Here is a 19,304-nt window from a genome sequence, read left to right as displayed (position 1 = left end):
CCTGGCCCGAAAACCTTAACTTAGCTAAGCTTTTTACGGCCCCAGCTAGACCCTTAAAGGATGTCGTATGAGCACTGTCTCCGCATATGCCGCCTTCTCGGCGACCGAACCGCTGACCAAGACCACGATCGACCGTCGGAAGCCAGGCCCGCACGACGTGGTGATCGACATCAAGTTCGCCGGTATCTGCCACTCCGACATCCACACCGTCAAGGCCGAGTGGGGCCAGCCGAATTACCCGGTGGTTCCCGGGCATGAGATCGCCGGCGTGGTGACCGAGGTGGGGTCCGAGGTGTCCAAATACCAGGTGGGCGACCGCGTCGGCGTCGGCTGCATGGTCGACTCCTGCGGCCAGTGCAGCAGCTGCCTGGCCGGCCTCGAGCAGTACTGCAAACCCGGAGCGACCTTCACCTACAACTCGATCGGCAAAGACGGCCAGTCCACACAGGGCGGCTACAGCGAGGCGATCGTCGTCGACGAAAACTTCGTGGTCCGCATCCCTGATGCGCTGCCGCTGGACGCAGCGGCGCCGCTGCTGTGCGCGGGTATCACGCTGTATTCGCCGCTACGGCACTGGAACGCGGGGCGCAACACCCGGCTGGCCATTATCGGATTGGGCGGACTCGGCCATATGGGCGTCAAGCTGGGCGCGGCCATGGGCGCCGAGGTGACGGTGCTGTCGCAATCCCTGAAGAAGATGGAAGACGGGTTGCGGCTGGGCGCGGGACACTACTACGCCACTTCCGACCCCGACACCTTCCGCGGGTTGCGCGGCAGCTTCGATCTGATCCTGAACACCGTCTCGGCGAACCTGAACCTCGGCGACTACCTGAACCTCCTCGACGTCGACGGAACCATGGTCGAGCTGGGCATCCCCGAACACCCCATGCCGGTGCCGGCATTTGCGCTGGCGCTGATGCGGCGCAGCCTGTCCGGGTCGAACATCGGCGGGATCGCCGAGACCCAGGAGATGCTGAATTTCTGCGCCGAACACGGCGTCACGCCCGAGATCGAACTCATCGAGCCCAGTTACGTCAACGAAGCCTACGGGCGCGTGCTGGCCAGCGACGTCCGCTACCGCTTCGTCATCGACATCTCACGCCTGTGACGCAACCTCTTCGGCCGCGCGAGCATCCTCATCCTCCGGAATAACCTGGCTTACCTCGATGCCGGCCAGCGGCCAGCCCGCAGCGGCGAGCCGTCCGGCGACCCGTTGAATGTTCTCCGGCCCCGCGTCATGGTGCGTCACGCCGGAGATGAATTCGGCGATCTCGTCGCGGTTGATCACGCCGTCGGCGGTGGCCGGTGATCCCTCGGCGGTGATGTCGCGCACCACTTCCTTGACCTGCTCCTCGGTTAGCGGCGTACCGCGCAGCAGCGCCAGCAGCGCCACCCGATCAGGCCCAGGTACACCATTGGGGTAACCGACCTGCAGCCACCGAATGACCGACCGGAGGAAATGGGGATGGGCACGCGAGGTTTTCGTCACCCAAACAGTGTCACGGCAGGTGCATCACCGCGCCACCGTCAGGTGGTGCCGTGCCGACAATTCATCCGCCGTTCACGGCCGGCACATGTGCGGCTAGAAGTTCCAGTCCTCGTCCTCGGTGACGACGGCCTTGCCGATGACGTAGCTGGAACCCGAGCCGGAGAAGAAGTCGTGGTTCTCGTCGGCGTTGGGTGACAGCGCCGACAGGATCGCCGGATTCACGTCGGTCTCGTCACGCGGGAACAACGCCTCGTAACCCAGATTCATCAGCGCCTTATTGGCGTTGTAGCGCAAGAACTTCTTGACGTCTTCGGTCAGCCCGACCTCGTCGTAGAGATCCTGGGTGTATTCGACCTCGTTGTCGTAGAGCTCAAACAGCAGCTCATAGGTGTAGTCCTTGAGCTCTGCGCGCTTGACCTCGTCGACCAACGCCAGACCGCGCTGGAACTTATAGCCGATGTAGTAGCCGTGGACCGCCTCGTCGCGGATGATCAGCCGGATCATGTCGGCGGTGTTGGTCAGCTTGGCCCGGCTCGACCAGTACATCGGCAAGTAGAAGCCCGAGTAGAACAGGAAGCTCTCCAACAGGGTGGAGGCCACCTTGCGCTTGAGCGGTTCGTCCCCGCGGTAGTACTGCAGCACGATCTCCGCTTTGCGCTGCAGGTTGGGGTTTTCCTCCGACCAGCGGAAGGCGTCGTCGATCTCTGCCGTCGAGCACAAGGTGGAGAAGATCTGGCTGTAGCTCTTGGCGTGCACCGATTCCATGAACGCGATGTTGGTAAGCACCGCCTCCTCGTGGGGGGTCAGCGCGTCCGGGATCAGGCTGACCGCACCCACGGTGCCCTGGATGGTGTCCAGCATGGTCAGACCGGTAAAGACCCGCATGGTGAGCTGCTTCTCATTGGCGGTCAGCGTGCCCCAAGAAGGGATGTCATTGGACACCGGCACCTTCTCGGGCAACCAGAAGTTTCCGGTCAGCCGGTCCCAGACCTCGGCGTCCTTTTCGTCTTGCAGCCGGTTCCAGTTGATCGCTGAGACCCGGTCGATAACCTTCATTTTCGCCTCCCAGAACGGCTGCCGGCCTTAGGCCTCAAACACTACCCCTGGGGTCCGACAAGCCGGCGCAACACAAGAGGTTGTGTTTGCGTGTCGCACGGCGTGCCGGCGCGATGGCCAGGCCGCGCCCATCCGAGTAGCTATTTCGCCGGCGCCGCGACAGTCTGCCGGTTCTCCGACGATCCGTTACCGACCCCCAAAAATTGGTATTCGTCGGTCTTGACCGAGCGGGTGGCCCGCCAATACTGCCAGGTGTAGCCACCCCAGAGCACGGTGTTCTTGCCATGCTCGTCGAGATACCAGCTGCTGCAGCCGCCGCTGTTCCACACCGAGCTGGCCAACTTGCGTTGCAACTCGTCGTTGAAACGGTCCTGGGCGGCGCGGGTGGGCGCCAGCGCCTGCGCGCCCCGTTTGTCACACTTGGCGATCGCGTCGGCCACGTAGTGGATCTGGGACTCGATCATGAATACCACCGAGTTGTGCCCCAGCCCCGTATTCGGGCCCAGCAGGAAAAACAGATTGGGCATCTCAGCCACGGTGATGCCGCGGTGGGCCGCGATCCCCTCACGGTTCCACCGATCGACCAGATCCTCACCGTGCCGCCCTTTGATCTGCACGTAGGTGTAGGAGTCGGTCACGTGGAAGCCGGTGGCGTACACGATCACGTCGACGGGGCGCTCAGTGCCGTCGGCGGTGACGATCCCGTTTCGCGTGATCCGGGTGATGCCGTCGGTGATCAGATTCGTCTTCGGGTTCGCGACAGCGCGGTAATAGGTGGTGGAGTTCAGAATCCGCTTGCACCCGATGCGATAGTGCGGGGTCAGCTTGCGGCGTAGCTCGCGGTCTTTCACCGAGCGGCGAATGTTGTATTTGGCGTAGGCCTCGATGAACCTCAGCGCGTTCGGCCGCTTAGTCATGCCGAAGGCCAGCGCCTCCTGCGCCCAGTACAAACCCAGGCGTGCCAGCGCACGCAGCCCGGGAATGTTCTCCATAGCCTGGCGTAGCGCCGGCGGGATCTCCGGGTTGGAACGCGGCACCACCCACGGCGGAGTGCGTTGGTAGAGCTGAAGCTCGGCGACCTGGTCGACGATCTCCGGCACGATCTGGATCGCGCTGGCGCCGGTCCCGATGATGGCCACCCGCTTGCCGGTGAGGTCGACGCTGTGGTCCCACTCCGCGGAATGGAAAGCGGGGCCGGTGAATTCATGACGCCCGTCGATGTCGGGGAAGGACGGGATGTGCAGCGCTCCGGCTCCCGAGATCAAGAACTGGGCAACATACTCGCGGCCGTCGGTGGTGAAGACGTGCCAGCGGTATTCCTCGTCGTCCCAGTAACCGCGGTCGACCAGAGAATTGAACTGGATGTAGCGGCGCAGCCCGTACTTCTCGGTGACGCCCTTGAGGTAGTCCCAGATCTCGGGCTGATAGGAGAACGGGTTCCTCCAGTCTGGCTTGGGCTCGAACGAAAACGAGTACAGGTGTGACGGGATGTCGCAGGCGCAGCCGGGATAGCTGTTGTCGCGCCAGGTGCCCCCGACGTCGTCGGCCTTCTCCAAGATGATGAAGTCCTGTGGGGAGAAGCCCTGCTTCTGCAGCGCGATGGCCATGCCCAGACCGGAGAATCCGGTCCCGATGATGACCGCGCGGGTGTGCACCGGCGGCTGGTCGGACTGCGGCGCCGGGCCGGCTTCTGTGACGGCATTGGTCATGGTGGATCGGTCTTTCCTAGTGAGGCGAGCTTTGGGCCGCGCGGCCCAAATACCCAGTACCCAGGGTATCGGTTAGAACGAGTGTTGACGATCCTCGCGGCGATGTCAACGCGGCCGGCACTCAGCTGACAGCGCGATTGCTGGGTACCGCGTCGTGGATCGGCTTGTCGGGGTCCATGGTGATACCCAGCGCCTCGGCGGTGCCGACGATGACGCCCATCATGATCGTGGTCAGATGCGCGACGAACTGCTCGCGTGGCATCCGTCGCGGGCTGTCGGGCTCGGGACCCAGCCACCATTCGGTGGCCGAGGCGGCTGCTCCGAACGCGCTGTGCGCGGCAAGTTCGAGCGCCGCACGATTCAGATCTATCTCACGCAGTTCGTTGTTGAACAGCTCGGCGAAGGTCAAAGTGATCTCCCGGCCTTCATTGAGCGTGCGCACCGTCGCCTCGGACTGCTTTGCAGAACGGCCCTGAATGAAGACCCGCAGCACGTTGGGGTGCTTGTCGACGAGGATGACGTACTCCTCGACACTGCGCCGGATGACCTCGCGGGCCGAGTCGGTGGCGAGGTTGATCGACGGGAAGATCGCCGCCCACAACATGTCGCGCAGCCGCTCCCCGATCGCGACGAACAGGTCGGACTTATCGGCGAAATGCCGGTAAATCTTGGGTTTGGCGGTGCCGGCTTCCTCGGCGATTTCCCGCACACTCAGCTCGGGCCCCAAGCGGTCGATCGCACGGAATGCCGCTTCGACGATTTCGCTGCGCACCTTCTTGCGGTGTTCGCGCCAACGTTCACTGCGCGCGTCGACTTTGACCCCGGGCTTCACGCTGGAGTGGGGCCGGCTGATTCTCACCACGTCAAGCACCTTACCCCGTTGCGGCCGCTGACCTGGGCAGACTCCTCGCCGAGTGGGAATCTGGCGACGCTCTTACTACGCTGCGAAGCCGTCGCCAAGATACACACTCGGCTTGCGCGCCTACAGCATGCAGGACACGCAACCCTCCACTTCGGTTCCTTCCAGGGCCATCTGCCGCAGCCGGATGTAGTAGAGCGTCTTGATCCCCTTGCGCCAGGCGTAGATCTGCGCCTTGTTCACCTCACGGGTGGTGGCGGTGTCCATGAAGAACAACGTCAGCGAAAGCCCTTGATCCACATGCTGAGTGGCCGCGGCATAGGTGTCGATGATCTTCTCGTAGCCGATCTCGTAGGCGTCCTGGTAATACTCCAGGTTGTCATTGGTCATATACGGCGCCGGGTAGTAAACCCGGCCGATCTTGCCTTCCTTGCGGATCTCGACCTTGGACACAATCGGGTGGATCGACGACGTCGAGTGGTTGATGTAGGAAATCGACCCGGTGGGTGGCACTGCCTGCAGGTTCTGGTTGTAGATGCCGTGCGCCTGCACCGATTCCTTGAGCCGCCGCCAATCGTCCTGAGTCGGGATGTGAATGTCGGCGGCGGCGAACAGCCGGCGAACCTTCTCGGTTTTCGGCTCCCAAATCTGTTCGGTGTACTTGTCGAAGAACTCCCCCGACGCGTACTTGGACCGCTCGAAACCCTTGAAGTGCGTACCTCTTTCTATCGAGATCCGATTCGACGCGCGCAGCGCGTGGTAGAGCACCGTGTAGAAGTAGATATTGGTGAAGTCGATGCCCTCCTCGGACCCGTAGAAGATGCGCTCACGCGCCAGGTAGCCGTGCAGGTTCATCTGACCCAACCCGATTGCGTGGGATTCGTTGTTGCCCTGCTCAATTGAGGGAACCGACGTGATGTGTGTCTGGTCGCTCACCGCGGTCAGCGCGCGGATGGCCACCTCGATCGTCTGGGCGAAGTTCGGCGAATCCATCGTCTTGGCGATGTTCAGCGACCCCAGGTTGCACGAAATGTCTTTGCCCACTTTGGCATACGACAAGTCTTCGTTGAAGTATGACGGCGTGGACACCTGCAGGATCTCCGAGCACAGGTTCGAGTGGGTGATCTTGCCGTCAATAGGATTAGCGCGATTGACGGTGTCCTCGAACATGATGTAGGGGTAGCCGGACTCGAACTGCAGCTCGGCCAGCGTCTGGAAGAACTCCCGGGCCTTGATCTTGGTCTTGCGGATCCGCGGGTTGTCAACCATCTCGTAGTACTTCTCGGTGACCGAGATGTCGGCGAACGGCACCCCGTAGACCCGCTCGACGTCGTAGGGCGAGAACAGGTACATGTCGTCGTTGCGCTTGGCCAACTCGAAGGTGATGTCGGGGATCACCACGCCCAGGCTCAGCGTCTTGATGCGGATCTTCTCGTCGGCGTTTTCCCGTTTGGTGTCCAGGAATCGGTAGATATCGGGGTGATGCGCATGCAGGTACACCGCGCCGGCGCCCTGCCGAGCGCCCAGCTGGTTGGCATAAGAGAACGAATCCTCGAGTAGCTTCATGATCGGGATGACGCCCGAGCTTTGGTTCTCGATGTTCTTGATCGGCGCGCCGTGCTCGCGAATGTTGGTCAGCAGCAACGCAACTCCGCCGCCACGCTTGGACAGCTGCAGTGCGGAGTTGATCGATCGCCCGATCGACTCCATGTTGTCCTCAATGCGCAACAGAAAGCAACTCACCGGCTCACCGCGCTGTTTCTTGCCTGAGTTCAAAAACGTCGGGGTGGCCGGCTGGAAGCGGCCTTCGATGATCTCGTCGACCAGCTGCTCGGCCAGCGTGGTGTCGCCGCCCGCCAACGTGAGCGAAACCATGACCACCCGGTCCTCGAAGCGCTCCAGATACCGCTTCCCGTCGAAAGTCTTCAGAGTGTAGGACGTGTAGTACTTGAAGGCGCCCAAAAACGTCGGGAACCGGAACTTTTTGGCGTAGGCACGGTCCAGCAGCGACTTGACGAAGTTACGCGAGTACTGGTCGAGAACCTCACGCTCGTAATAGTTCTCGCGGATCAGGTAATCGAGCTTCTCATCCTGGTTGTGGAAGAAGACGGTGTTCTGGTTGACGTGCTGCAGGAAGTACTGGCGCGCCGCGAGTACGTCCTTGTCGAACTGGATCTTGCCGTCAGCGTCGTACAGGTTCAGCATCGCGTTCAGCGCGTGATAATCCAGCTCCGCCTGGCCCCCCGAAAGGTGCGAGTGCGCACCGGAGGTTACAGGCTCTGCAGTGACGGTTGGTGACACGTCTGCTCCTTCCAAAATTCAGCCAGGCCCGCACGGACGGCGGCCACGTCGTCCTCGGTGCCCATCAATTCGAAGCGGTAAAGGTAGGGAACGTCGCATTTGCGCGCGACGACGTCACCGGCGTAACCGAACTCCGGACCAAAGTTGGTGTTGCCGGCCGCAATGACCCCGCGCAGCAGCGCTCGATTGCGCTCGTTGTTCAAAAAGGCGATGACCTGTTTGGGGACATAGCCGCCGGCATTCAGTTTGGGTGTGACCCGGCCGCCGCCGTAGGTGGGCAGTATCAATACGTAGGGCTCGTCGACCTCGATGCTGCCGTGCAAGGGTATCCGCGTGGCGGGCAAACCCAGCTTCTGCACGAAGCGGTGGGTGTTCTCCGACACGCTGGAGAAATAGACCAGGTTGCACGGCCTGATGTCCATGGCACCGCTGCCTCCTTACCTACCGCCTGCCCGTGCTATGCGCTCAGCGCAGCCAGGGCGAGCGCCTTGATGCGGTCGGGCCGGAAGCCGGACCAGTGGTCGTCCCCGGCCACCACGACCGGTGCCTGCAGATAGCCCAACGCCATCACGTAGTCCCGCGCCTCGGAATCCAGACTGATGTCGACCTTCTCGTAGGCGATGCCGTTCTTGTCCAGCGCCTTGTAGGTGGCGCTGCACTGCACACATGCGGGCTTGGTGTAGACGGTGATGGTCATGGGCGTACCGCTCCTTTGCGGGAATCGGGGAACAGGAACTGGCAACGACTCAGGTGGTGCATCTTCGCTATGTTCAGCGGCCCGGCACGCTCTCAGATTCCCGTCGTGGGCCACCATGCTGATCGGACATGGCGATGCCGATTCCGGGAAGTTCAGCGGGCCCCGTGAACCTGGTGGGACCCGGTGAACCTGGGATCTGCCGGTGCCCGAAACACTACACCTAGGGGGTCGGGACGAGAAGAGATACAAGATGTTCTGAATGACATTCTTGAAATTCGCAGGTCGTGGGCGTGCGTCCGAGCCGGCGTCGGCGTGTCGCAGATCACACAACCCGGCCGTGGTATCCATGTCGCCCGGTATATCAGCGACCACCGACATCGCCCGCGTTGGATCTTGCCGGGCAGGCTGATAGCAAAGCCTCCAACAAGCAGCTCGGCCGGTTCGCCCACTGTCGAGGAGCCGTGAGCCAAGAGCGACGGCAGGGCTATGCCGCTATGCCACGTCACCACGTGTCATAGAAAAGAGCGCCTACCCACCACCCCGACGCGACTCCGGTCGGCCCTATATCGAGTACTGCCGGAGTGTCGGCGTCAACCGCAAAACGATGAGCCGTGTCGGGGACCGCGCCGAAGCCGGCTTTTCCCAGCAGCGTGTGCGTTTGCCTCCATGTCAGGCCGCCAAAGCACCGACGCACCGTGAGAGCGCCGCGCAAACCCAACTGATACTTCCGTCGGCCGCCACGACGTGATCAGTTATGGCCTGGTCCCCGTGAAGAACAAACCCGAAAGTTTGCCACCGACGTTTGCGACGCCGGAGATGAAGGCCGGCGTCACCACACCCGTGTTACCCGAGCCCGAGATCGTGCTGCCCAAGTTCCGGATCCCGGACTGCAGTGCGCCGAAGTTCAGCAGGCCAGAGTTGCCGGAGATCGCAGAAGAGTAGTTCAGGAGGCCCGAGTTGCCGGTACCGCGGTTTCCGACTCCGGAATCACTGCCACTACCAGCGTTGAGAAGGCCTGAAGATGGATTTGTGGTGGAGTTGAACAAGCCTGGGGACCCATCGATCAGGCCTTGGTAGTCGTCCTGCCAGAAGAGACCATTGCTGTAGCTGCCGGAGATGAACGCACCCGTGTCGACGTCGCCGGTGTTTGCGGCGCCGGTGTTGTAGTTGCCCGGGTTGAGGTAGCCGGTGTTGTGGCTGCCCGCATTGAAACCGCCGGTGTTGGTGCTGCCCGCATTGAAGCTGCCCGAGTTGTAATTGCCCGTATTGCCGATGCCGGTGTTGACGATGCCGGCGTTGAACCAGCCGGTGTTGGTGCCGCCGGCGTTCGCGATACCGGTGTTGTAATTGCCCGAGTTCCCGATACCGAAGTTGCCAGTGCCTGAGTTGAAGAACCCGATATTGCCCGTACCCGAGTTGAACAACCCGATATTGCCGCTGCCCGAGTTCAGCGCCCCGAACCCGACCTGGCCGTCGCCCGTTAGCCCGATCCCGATATTGTTGCTACCGGTATTGGCAAACCCGAAGTTGTTACTGCCGGTATTGGCAAAACCGACGTTGTGACTGCCCGCGTTCCCGAAGCCCACGCTGTCGTGACCCAGGTTACCGAAGCCCAGGTTGTAGTCGCCCAGGTTCCCGAGCCCGATGTTGTAGTTGCCCAAGTTCCCGAAACCAAAGTTGAAGCTGCCGGAATTGCCGCTGCCGAAGTTTCCGAACCCGATATTTCCGCTGCCAACGTTTCCGCTACCGATGTTTCCACTGCCCACGTTTTGGTCACCGATGTTTGCGTTACCCACATCTGATACGCCAACGTTCGCGAAACCCAGGTTGACCATGCCGCCCCCGTGGAAAAAGCCCGAGAGATCGACGCCCTCATTTCCGATTCCCGAGAGATTGGCTGCCACCATCTGGTCGAGCGTGCTGGTGTTGAACAATCCCGAGATGGTGTTACCCACATTCACTACGCCCGACTGCAGCGCGCCGTCGTTGAGGAAGCCCGAGCTCCCAAGGTTCTCAATGCCGGTGTTAAAGAAGCCAGAATTGTTGGCGCCGACGTTGATAATGCCCGATAGGCTGCCGGCACCGGAGTTGAAGAAGCCCGATGTGCTGCCTTCGCCGGAGTTGAAGAAGCCAGACGAGGGGCTGGTGGTCGAGTTTCCGAAGCCCGTGCCCGAGAAATTGACGATTGGGATTTCGTAAGGGCCGAAAATCCGAGGCCCGATATCGTAATGATAAGTGTTCTCCCACAAGAAGTCCAAAATAATCGGGTCATAAGTGGTCGCGTCAACCGTGACGGGGCCGAAATCATAAAGGATATAGAAAGGCGCAAACGGGAGGAATACCTCCAATGGGAGGCTGTCAATAGTGAATTCATTGAGGGTAATCGGGCCGATCTCCCCGGTGAACGGTATGTGTACAGGAATGTCGACCACGGCATGTGCAGGGAAAGGGGACACTTTGATCGAGTAGGACAAGTTGGTCACACCCTGATGCTCGCCTCTGGCGAACAATCCGTTGCTGTAGTTGCCGGAGATGAATGCGCCGGTGTTGACGTTGCCGGTATTTGCCACGCCGGTGTTGTAGTTGCCCGGGTTGAGGTAGCCGGTGTTGTAGTTGCCCAGGTTCAAGCCGCCAGTGTTGTAGTCGCCCGGGTTGAAGCTGCCCGTGTTGGTGCTGCCTGCGTTGAATCCGCCCGAGTTGTAGTTGCCGGTGTTGCCGATACCGGTATTGACCAGTCCGGCGTTGAACAACCCGGTATTGGTCCCACCAGCGTTACCGATGCCGGTGTTGTAGCTGCCCGCATTCCCGATACCAAAGTTTGCGGTGCCGGAGTTGAACAACCCGATGTTGCCGCTGCCCGAGTTGAACAACCCGATATTGCCGCTACCCGAGTTCAGTCCGCCGAACCCGACCTGACCATCACCGGTCAACCCGATACCGAAATTATTGCTGCCGGTATTGGCCAACCCGAAGTTATTATTTCCGGCGTTGGCAAACCCAACATTGAAATCGCCGGCATTCCCGAAGCCGATGCTGTAGTGGCCCAGGTTCGCCAGACCGATGTTGTAGTTACCTAAGTTCCCGGGCCCGACGTTGTAGTTACCGATATTCCCCGAGCCGACATTGAAATTGCCGACGTTGCCGCTGCCGATGTTACCCAAGCCGACATTGCCAAAGCCGACATTGCCGAAGCCATCGTTGGCCAAGCCCACGTTGAAGCTAACCGGACCTGTGGCGCCGCGGAACAGACCCGCAAGATCGCTGCCTACGTTCCCGATTCCCGAGACATGAGCCGGTATCGCCAGGCCGGTGTTATACACACCCGACAGGCTGTTGCCCAGGTTCAGCAGACCCGATTGCAGCGCACCGACATTCTGCACACCCGAGCTACCCGAAGCGAGATTTAACCAGCCCGAATTGTTGGTACCAACATTTCCAAAACCCGAAACACTACCCGAACCGGAGTTGAAGAAACCCGAAGACGGGCTGGTGGTCGAATTCCCGAAACCCGGAGCCGCCGGGAAATCGATAAAAGTGAATGTGACCGGGCCCGCGGTGCCCGCGGCTTTAATGCCCACCACAGTCCCGGGCCCACCCATCAGCAACGTCATCGTTGGAACGGTAAGCGTGATATCCGGGATAACGACAGGCCCAAAGCCACCATTTGCCGGCGGTGCGATAGTAAAGAAACCGAATGCAGGAAAAGTCGTCTGATGGATGACTACTTCGCCGAAGGTCGCGGTAAATGGTATGTCGACGGGTATGGTCGCCTCGAGGTGGGCAGGGACTTCGGGGATGGTGATCCCGTAGGAGAAACCGGCCAGGCCTTGGTGGTCGCCGCGCCAGAACAGGCCGTTGCTGTAGCTGCCGGAAATGAACGCTCCGGTGTTGACATCGCCGCTGTTTGCCACACCGGTGTTGTAGTCGCCAGCGTTGACATAACCGGTGTTGTAGTCACCCGTGTTAAAGCCGCCGGTGTTGGTGCTGCCGGCATTGAATCCGCCCGAGCTGTAGCTGCCGGTGTTGCCGATACCCGTATTGATCAACCCGGCGTTGAACAACCCCGTATTGGTCCCACCAGCGTTACCGATGCCGGTGTTGTAACTGCCCGAATTCCCGACACCGAAGTTGCCGGTACCGGAGTTGAACAACCCGATATTGCCGCTACCCGAGTTGAACAACCCGATATTGCCGCTACCCGAATTCAGTCCGCCGAACCCGACCTGACCATCACCGGTCAACCCGATACCGAAATTATTGCTGCCGGTATTGGCCAACCCGAAGTTGTTACTGCCGGTGTTGGCAAACCCAACATTGAAATCGCCGGCATTCCCGAAGCCCACGCTATAGTGGCCCAGGTTCGCCAGACCGATGTTGTAGTTACCTAAATTCCCGGGCCCGACGTTGTAGTTACCGATATTCCCCGAGCCGACATTGAAGCTACCAACATTGCCGCTACCCACATTTCCGCCACCGACGTTGCCCAGACCGATATTGAACCTCAGGGCGCCCGTGTCGTCCCGGAACAACCCCGCCAGATCACTGCCCACGTTGCCGATACCGGAGACATGAGCCGGGACGGTCAGACCCGTGTTGAACGCACCCGAGACGGTGTCGCCGAGGTTCGCCAGGCCCGACTGCAGCGCACCGACATTCTGCACACCCGAACTTCCGGAGCCGAAATTCACCCAACCCGAACTGTTAACGCCAAAGTTTCCGAACCCCGAAACACTACCTGTACCGGAATTGAAAAAACCCGACGACGGACTCGAAGTCGAATTACCAAAACCCGGAGCCGCCGGAATATCGATCAGCGAAAAATAAACGGGGCCAACGCCGGCATCGATATTGATGTCTATCGAGGTCATCGGACCACCGAGGACGCCCGCGACCTCAGGACCGGAAATCCTGACAGGGGGGGTCGTTATCGGCCCGACGCCGCCGAACAGTATGTCGAGAAAGTATGTCCTCAACTGAATTTGGGGGATGGTAACACTTGGTATATTAATATCGCCGACGTCACCGCCGAACGGTATGTTTACTGGGATACTTATTCCGGCGTGAATTGGGATTTCGGGGACTACGAGCGCGTACGAGATGCCGATCAGGCCTTGGTGGTCGCCGCGCCAGAACAGGCCGTTGCTGTAGCTGCCGGAAATGAACGCTCCGGTGTTGACATCGCCGCTGTTTGCCACACCGGTGTTGTAGTCGCCAGCGTTGACATAACCGGTGTTGTAGTCACCCGTGTTAAAGCCGCCGGTGTTGGTGCTGCCGGCATTGAATCCGCCCGAGCTGTAGCTGCCGGTGTTGCCGATACCCGTATTGATCAACCCGGCGTTGAACAACCCCGTATTGGACCCGCCAGCGTTACCGATGCCGGTGTTGTAACTGCCCGAATTCCCGACACCGAAGTTGCCGGTACCGGAGTTGAACAACCCGATATTGCCGCTACCCGAGTTGAACAACCCGATATTGCCGCTACCCGAATTCAGTCCGCCGAACCCGACCTGACCATCACCGGTCAACCCGATACCGAAATTATTGCTGCCGGTATTGGCCAACCCGAAGTTGTTACTGCCGGTGTTGGCAAACCCAACATTGAAATCGCCGGCATTCCCGAAGCCCACGCTATAGTGGCCCAGGTTCGCCAGACCGATGTTGTAGTTACCTAAATTCCCGGGCCCGACGTTGTAGTTACCGATATTCCCCGAGCCGACATTGAAGCTACCAACATTGCCGCTACCCACATTTCCGCCACCGACGTTGCCCAGACCGACATTGAACCTCAGGGCGCCCGTGTCGTCCCGGAACAACCCCGCCAGATCACTGCCCACGTTGCCGATACCGGAGACATGAGCCGGGACGGTCAGACCCGTGTTGAACGCACCCGAGACGGTGTCGCCGAGGTTCGCCAGGCCCGACTGCAGCGCACCGACATTCTGCACACCCGAACTTCCGGAGCCGAAATTCACCCAACCCGAACTGTTAACGCCAAAGTTTCCGAACCCCGAAACACTACCCATACCGGAATTGAAAAAACCCGACGACGGACTCGAAGTCGAATTACCAAAACCCGGAGCCGCCGGAATATCGATAAACGATAACCTCGCGGGACCGATCCCACCGGCAGTATGGATCACCAATGCGTCGATTGGCCCGCCCAGAATGGCCGTCGCCGCAGGTCCAGTGATCGTGAAAGCCGGGATTGTGACTGGCTGCGAATGGAGGGCGACTCCGAGGAAGCTTGCGGGGAATTGGGGAATAGTTACAGCGTGAAAGATTGTGTCGCTGGAACTCATGGTCATTGGTATTGCTACGGGTATGCGACCGTCGATATGCGCTGGGACTGCGGGGATGGTGATGCCGTACGAGATGCCGATCAGGCCTTGGTGGTCGCCGCGCCAGAACAGGCCGTTGCTGTAGCTGCCGGAAATGAACGCTCCGGTGTTGACATCGCCGCTGTTTGCCACACCGGTGTTGTAGTCGCCAGCGTTGGCATAACCGGTGTTGTAGTCACCCGTGTTAAAGCCGCCGGTGTTGGTGCTGCCGGCGTTGAATCCGCCCGAGCTGTAGCTGCCGGTGTTGCCGATACCCGTATTGATCAACCCGGCGTTGAACAACCCCGTATTGGTCCCACCAGCGTTACCGATGCCGGTGTTGTAACTGCCCGAATTCCCGACACCGAAGTTGCCGGTACCGGAGTTGAACAACCCGATATTGCCGCTACCCGAGTTGAACAACCCGATATTGCCGCTACCCGAATTCAGTCCGCCGAACCCGACCTGACCATCACCGGTCAACCCGATACCGAAATTATTGCTGCCGGTATTGGCCAACCCAAAGTTGTTACTGCCGGCATTAGCAATACCAACGTTATAATCACCGGCGTTGCCGATGCCGACGCTGGAATTACCGAGGTTCCCCAGACCCACGTTGTAGTTGCCCAGGTTGCCGGGGCCGATATTGTAGTCGCCAATGTTCCCAGAGCCCGCATTGAAGCTCCCGACATTGCCGCTGCCGATATTCGCGTAACCGAGGTTTCCGAAACCTAGGTTGAAGCTGGCCGCACTCCCGAAGCCACGCAACAGGCCGGCTAGATCACTACCCACATTTCCGATACCCGAGACCCGAGCCGGTATCGCCAGGCCGGTGTTGAACGCACCCGAGACGGTGTCGCCGAGGTTCGCCAGGCCCGACTGCAGCGCACCGACATTCTGCACACCCGAACTTCCGGAGCCGAGATTCACCCAGCCCGAACTGTTAACGCCAAAGTTTCCGAACCCCGAAACACTACCTGTACCGGAATTGAAGAAGCCCGACGACGGACTCGAGGTAGAATTACCAAAACCCGGAGTCGCGGGGATATCGATGATCGGGATTTTAATGGGACCGATTGCGCCGGTCGCATTGAGGCGTAGCGTGGTCGGGCCAATTTCGAAAGAGAGAACAGGGCCGGTGATGTGGATGTCCGGGAAAGTGATCGGGCCCACCGACAATAGGTTAAGCCCCAGCACCGTAACGGCTTGCTCAGGAATAACAAAACTCGGGATGGTCTGCGGACCAATGTCGACTTCAAATGGAACGTCTAGGGTGTAACTTTCTTGAATGTTGACGGGTATTGCCGGAATAGTGATGGAGTAAGACAGGCCCGTGCCCTGATAATCACCGCGCCAGAACAGGCCGTTGCTGTAGTTACCGGAGATGAATGCACCGGTGTTGACGTCGCCGGTGTTTCCCGCACCGGTGTTGTAGTCGCCAACGTTGACATAACCGGTGTTGTAGTCGCCGGTGTTAAAACCGCCGGTGTTGGTGCTGCCTGCATTGAATCCGCCCGAGTTGTAGTTTCCTGCGTTGCCGAAACCGGTATTGACCAGGCCGGTGTTGAATAAGCCGGTGTTGGTGCCGCCCGCGTTACCGATGCCGGTGCTGTAGCTGCCCGAATTCCCGACGCCAAAGTTGCCGGTACCGGAGTTGAAGAACCCAATATTTCCGGTGCCGGAGTTGAACAGGCCGATATTGTCGCTACCCGAATTCAGTCCGCCGAAACCGACCCGGCCGTCACCCGTCAACCCGATCCCAATATTGTTGTTGCCGGTATTAGCAAAGCCGATGTTGTTACTGCCGGCATTGGCAAAACCGACATTGAAGCTGCCCGCGTTGCCCACCCCTAGGCTGGAATTACCGAGGTTTCCCAGGCCTACGTTGTAGTTGCCCAGGTTGCCGGGCCCGATATTGTAACTGCCGACGTTCCCCGAGCCCGCATTGAAGCTCCCAATATTGCCGCTACCCACATTGCCGCTACCAATATTCCCGAAGCCTAAGTTGAAATTGCCCTCATTTGCAGCCCCGACATTTCCGCGGCCAATATTTGCAAAGCCCAGGTTGAAGTTAATCGTGCTGTTGGCGGAACCTATGACCGCGGCTGTAGCGGCGTTTACGTTGGCCGCGTCGAGACCGGCCAACCGGCCAGACAAGCCTGCCAGGTCAGGGATGTGCCGGCTGAACGGCGTCAGCGCGGAGGCAACCGCCGACGCCCCGGCATGGTAATCCAACATCGCAGCCACATCCCGAGCCCACATCTGCTCGTACTCAGCTTCAGCAGCCGCGACGGCCGGCGTGTTCTGCCCGAACAGGTTCGACCTCACTAGCGACACCAGGCGGTCGCGATTGGCAGCGACCAGCCCTGGATGTACCGTCACCGACCGCGCCACCTCGAACGCCTGCGCGGCTGCTTCACCCAGCTCAGCCGCCTGCTCGGCATGCACCCCTGCCGCACTCAACCAACCGACATAGGATGCGGCCGCGGCCGTCATCGCCGTCGCCGCCGGTCCCTGCCAGAACTTGCCCGCCAGTCCGGAAGTCGCCGATAAGAATGCGGCCGCCGCCGAGCGCAACTCGGCGGCCAATCCTGCCCAGGCGGTGGACGCGGCCAGTGCCGGTGCGGAGCCCGCACCAGTGAACAATCTCGCCGAGTTGATCTCCGGCGGTAGCACTGCAAAATTCATTGACCACCCGGACTATGGCCGACCGACACCGTCCTACTAGCCAGACTAGTGAGGCGGTACCTTCTTGTGGCGCGATTACGGTTGACAAGACAGGCCAGCGCAGCCACCAGACGATAACGCGGCAAGATCCGCGAACCTTCGCGCTCGGCTCTGCTGGCCGCACACGTCAAGGCCACGTCTCCTAACCACTCCTATCCACCGCGTCCCCTACAACTCGGCGATTACCGAGCCGCGGTTTGTGTGCACAAGACCCTACGACAGGCCTTTGTGCAGATGGTGAGATTCCGCGACACGGCGGTCACCCAAGACCCCACAGTAGCAAACTGCGAGCAAGATCAACACGCCCGACGCTTGTGGTCTTGCACAGCCGACGGTATGCGAAGCTGCAGTCAAAAAACCTGGTACAAACTAGTATTCGATTTCAGAACCAGACCCGAGCCACGGGTCTCACGCCGTTGTCTCGCGTGACCAGCTAAGGTCGACGCTAGCAGGTCAGGGCACTTCGGCGGCCAGCTTTCCGACGATGTCGCGCAGATTCGCCGATATCGCGGAACTGTCCGCGGGCGCGTTGCCATCCAGAGATCGGAACGGCACCGACAGTTTGATCGTGTCGATCACGCGCGTACCGGCGATTGCGAACGACTTGCGGGTCTCGTCGTGGGCCCACACCCCACCGTATCGGCCCATCGACCCGCCGATGACCGCCAGGGGCTTGCCTTTCAATGCGCCGTTGCCGAACGGGCGAGATAGCCAGTCAATCGCGTTCTTGATGACAGCAGGCATGCTGCCGTTGTATTCGGGCGTGACCACCAGCGCCGCATCCGCGTCAGCCGCGGCCTCCCGCAACGCGACCACGGGTCCGGGAAGGTCGCCGGGCGTATCAAGGTCCTCGTTGTAGAACGGCAACTCCCCCAGCCCTTCGAACACGGTGACGTTGACGCCGCCGGGTGCAACGACAACCGCAAGTTCGGCGATCTGGCGATTGATGGACGCCGCCCGCAGGCTTCCCACCAACGCCAGGACCTTGACGTCGGACTTGATCTCTGGCACTGCCCGTTCCTTTCGTTGGGACGATTTTCGTTGCACGGCAGAACCGGACTATGGTCCGATTTATTTCCGTCCGCGTTACTGTGCAGGAATGAGCGATGTCGAGCGGCCCGGTGACCTACGTGCGCCGCCTCGGCAAGAGCCGCCAAACGAACGAGGTGACGCGGCGCGCAATCGCGCGCTGCTGCTGGACGCGGCGCGCCGACTGGTCGCCCAGCGCGGCGCCGACGCGATCACGATGGACGACGTTGCCGCCGCGGCCGGCGTCGGTAAGGGCACGCTATTCCGCCGGTTCGGCAGTCGCGCCGGCCTGATGATGGTGCTACTCGATGAAGACGAGCGAACCAGCCAGCAGGCATTTCTGTTCGGCCCGCCGCCGCTGGGCCCCGACGCCCCGCCTTTGGATCGCCTGATCGCGTTCGGCCGGGAGCGAATCTGCTTCGTCCATGCCCACCGTGAGCTGCTGTCGGAGGCTGGTCGAACTCGCCACACCCGCTACGGCGCCGCGGCGTTGGTACACCGCACACATGTGCGGGTGCTCTTGCAGTCGGCCCACACTACCGGCGATCTGGATGTCCAGGCCGATGCCCTGCTGGCCCTGCTCGACGTCGACTATGTCGAGCACGGCCTCAACGATGGCGGTCACACCCTGCAGACGTTGGGCGATGCGTGGGAAAGCCTGGCCCGCAAGCTCTGCGGGCGATAACGCCGATGACGCCAAGGACGCCTGCAGGGCTGACGCAGGCGTGCTCGACGGCTAGGGTTCGGCAGCCAGCACTTCCGCGTTGAGTGACGGTCTTTGCGGCCCCGCGGGTCACTCACCGGCCGGCAATACCGCAACACGGCTGCTCCGATCTGCGAATTTCATGATCGGTGAAGCCTTACCGAAGCGTCACCCAGCACAGTGAACGCGTCAACAACTTTCTCGCCGGCACAGCCCCGGTGGTCATCAGGGAGCGGGGCGTGCCGTGCCGACTGACAGCAGAACCAAGGCACCACTGCCCGTCTGGCACGGCCCGCGTCCCCGCTGCGCGCGCGCAGCACGCGTCTGGGCTGCGGACGGGATTGGCGCGGCGGTGCAATGCCGAGTTTGTGAGTGGTCGGCAGGTGCCTTTCGCCGTGGCCTAAGTGCCGCCCGCAC

The 19,304-nt window shown here is 60.8% G+C and carries 11 protein-coding genes; 2 read left to right on the top strand and 9 right to left on the bottom strand.

Annotated features, from left to right (window positions below):
- The first annotated feature begins 67 nt into the window (after positions 1 to 67).
- On the top strand, positions 68 to 1,108 hold the full coding sequence (locus tag MKAN_RS22135) for an NAD(P)-dependent alcohol dehydrogenase (RefSeq protein WP_023372108.1): 1,041 nt from the start codon (positions 68 to 70) through the stop codon (positions 1,106 to 1,108).
- On the opposite strand, the gene MKAN_RS22130 is transcribed toward MKAN_RS22135, so the two are convergent.
- The 9 genes from MKAN_RS22130 to MKAN_RS22090 form a co-directional block, all read right to left on the bottom strand.
- Positions 1,097 to 1,489: a DUF3349 domain-containing protein gene (locus MKAN_RS22130; RefSeq protein WP_036391260.1), complete on the bottom strand. Its 393-nt coding sequence runs from the start codon at positions 1,487 to 1,489 to the stop codon at positions 1,097 to 1,099. The two genes, MKAN_RS22135 and MKAN_RS22130, sit on opposite strands and share 12 nt — an antisense overlap.
- A gap of 93 nt (positions 1,490 to 1,582) precedes the next feature.
- Entirely contained in the window at positions 1,583 to 2,545 is a 963-nt protein-coding gene (gene nrdF, locus MKAN_RS22125) for a class 1b ribonucleoside-diphosphate reductase subunit beta (protein WP_023372106.1), read from the bottom strand.
- 140 nt (positions 2,546 to 2,685) lie between these two features.
- A complete protein-coding gene (locus tag MKAN_RS22120; protein WP_023372105.1) occupies positions 2,686 to 4,254 on the bottom strand; it encodes a flavin-containing monooxygenase in 1,569 nt (522 codons plus the stop codon).
- A 121-nt stretch (positions 4,255 to 4,375) separates the two neighbouring features.
- Positions 4,376 to 5,116, bottom strand: a complete 741-nt coding sequence (locus MKAN_RS22115) for a TetR/AcrR family transcriptional regulator (RefSeq protein ID WP_036391880.1) — start codon at positions 5,114 to 5,116, stop codon at positions 4,376 to 4,378.
- 120 nt (positions 5,117 to 5,236) lie between these two features.
- Positions 5,237 to 7,414 carry a class 1b ribonucleoside-diphosphate reductase subunit alpha gene (gene nrdE / locus MKAN_RS22110; RefSeq protein ID WP_080674128.1) on the bottom strand — a complete coding sequence of 726 codons (2,178 nt, stop codon included), beginning with the start codon at positions 7,412 to 7,414 and terminating at the stop codon, positions 5,237 to 5,239.
- Positions 7,384 to 7,836: a class Ib ribonucleoside-diphosphate reductase assembly flavoprotein NrdI gene (nrdI, locus tag MKAN_RS22105; RefSeq protein ID WP_023372102.1), complete on the bottom strand. Its 453-nt coding sequence runs from the start codon at positions 7,834 to 7,836 to the stop codon at positions 7,384 to 7,386. The genes nrdE and nrdI overlap by 31 nt, the downstream gene beginning before the upstream one ends.
- Before the next feature lie 35 nt (positions 7,837 to 7,871).
- Positions 7,872 to 8,111, bottom strand: coding sequence for a redoxin NrdH (locus MKAN_RS22100; RefSeq protein ID WP_036391258.1), 240 nt, complete (start codon positions 8,109 to 8,111; stop codon positions 7,872 to 7,874).
- A 752-nt stretch (positions 8,112 to 8,863) separates the two neighbouring features.
- Positions 8,864 to 17,116: a PPE family protein gene (locus tag MKAN_RS22095; protein WP_023372100.1), complete on the bottom strand. Its 8,253-nt coding sequence runs from the start codon at positions 17,114 to 17,116 to the stop codon at positions 8,864 to 8,866.
- A gap of 492 nt (positions 17,117 to 17,608) precedes the next feature.
- Positions 17,609 to 18,166 carry an NAD(P)H-dependent oxidoreductase gene (locus tag MKAN_RS22090; RefSeq protein ID WP_023372099.1) on the bottom strand — a complete coding sequence of 186 codons (558 nt, stop codon included), beginning with the start codon at positions 18,164 to 18,166 and terminating at the stop codon, positions 17,609 to 17,611.
- 88 nt (positions 18,167 to 18,254) lie between these two features.
- On the opposite strand from MKAN_RS22090, the gene MKAN_RS22085 reads away from it, so the two are divergent.
- A complete protein-coding gene (locus MKAN_RS22085; RefSeq protein ID WP_023372098.1) occupies positions 18,255 to 18,869 on the top strand; it encodes a TetR/AcrR family transcriptional regulator in 615 nt (204 codons plus the stop codon).
- Positions 18,870 to 19,304: the final 435 nt, after the last annotated feature.

It is taken from the genome of Mycobacterium kansasii ATCC 12478 (genome assembly GCF_000157895.3).
In the GTDB taxonomy this organism is placed as follows: Bacteria; Actinomycetota; Actinomycetes; order Mycobacteriales; family Mycobacteriaceae; genus Mycobacterium; species Mycobacterium kansasii.
The sequence above is the reverse complement of the archived record's forward strand: the minus strand, read 5'-3'. Positions and strand labels throughout refer to the sequence as shown.

Bases quoted from the DNA above. Each gene is read 5' to 3' on its own strand.
- MKAN_RS22135 (WP_023372108.1), top strand. From the start codon at position 68: ATGAGCACTGTCTCCGCATATGCCGCCTTCTCGGCGACCGAACCGCTG.
- nrdF (WP_023372106.1), bottom strand. From the start codon at position 2,545: ATGAAGGTTATCGACCGGGTCTCAGCGATCAACTGGAACCGGCTGCAA.
- MKAN_RS22120 (WP_023372105.1), bottom strand. From the start codon at position 4,254: ATGACCAATGCCGTCACAGAAGCCGGCCCGGCGCCGCAGTCCGACCAG.
- nrdI (WP_023372102.1), bottom strand. From the start codon at position 7,836: ATGGACATCAGGCCGTGCAACCTGGTCTATTTCTCCAGCGTGTCGGAG.
- MKAN_RS22100 (WP_036391258.1), bottom strand. From the start codon at position 8,111: ATGACCATCACCGTCTACACCAAGCCCGCATGTGTGCAGTGCAGCGCC.
- MKAN_RS22095 (WP_023372100.1), bottom strand. From the start codon at position 17,116: ATGAATTTTGCAGTGCTACCGCCGGAGATCAACTCGGCGAGATTGTTC.
- MKAN_RS22085 (WP_023372098.1), top strand. From the start codon at position 18,255: ATGAGCGATGTCGAGCGGCCCGGTGACCTACGTGCGCCGCCTCGGCAA.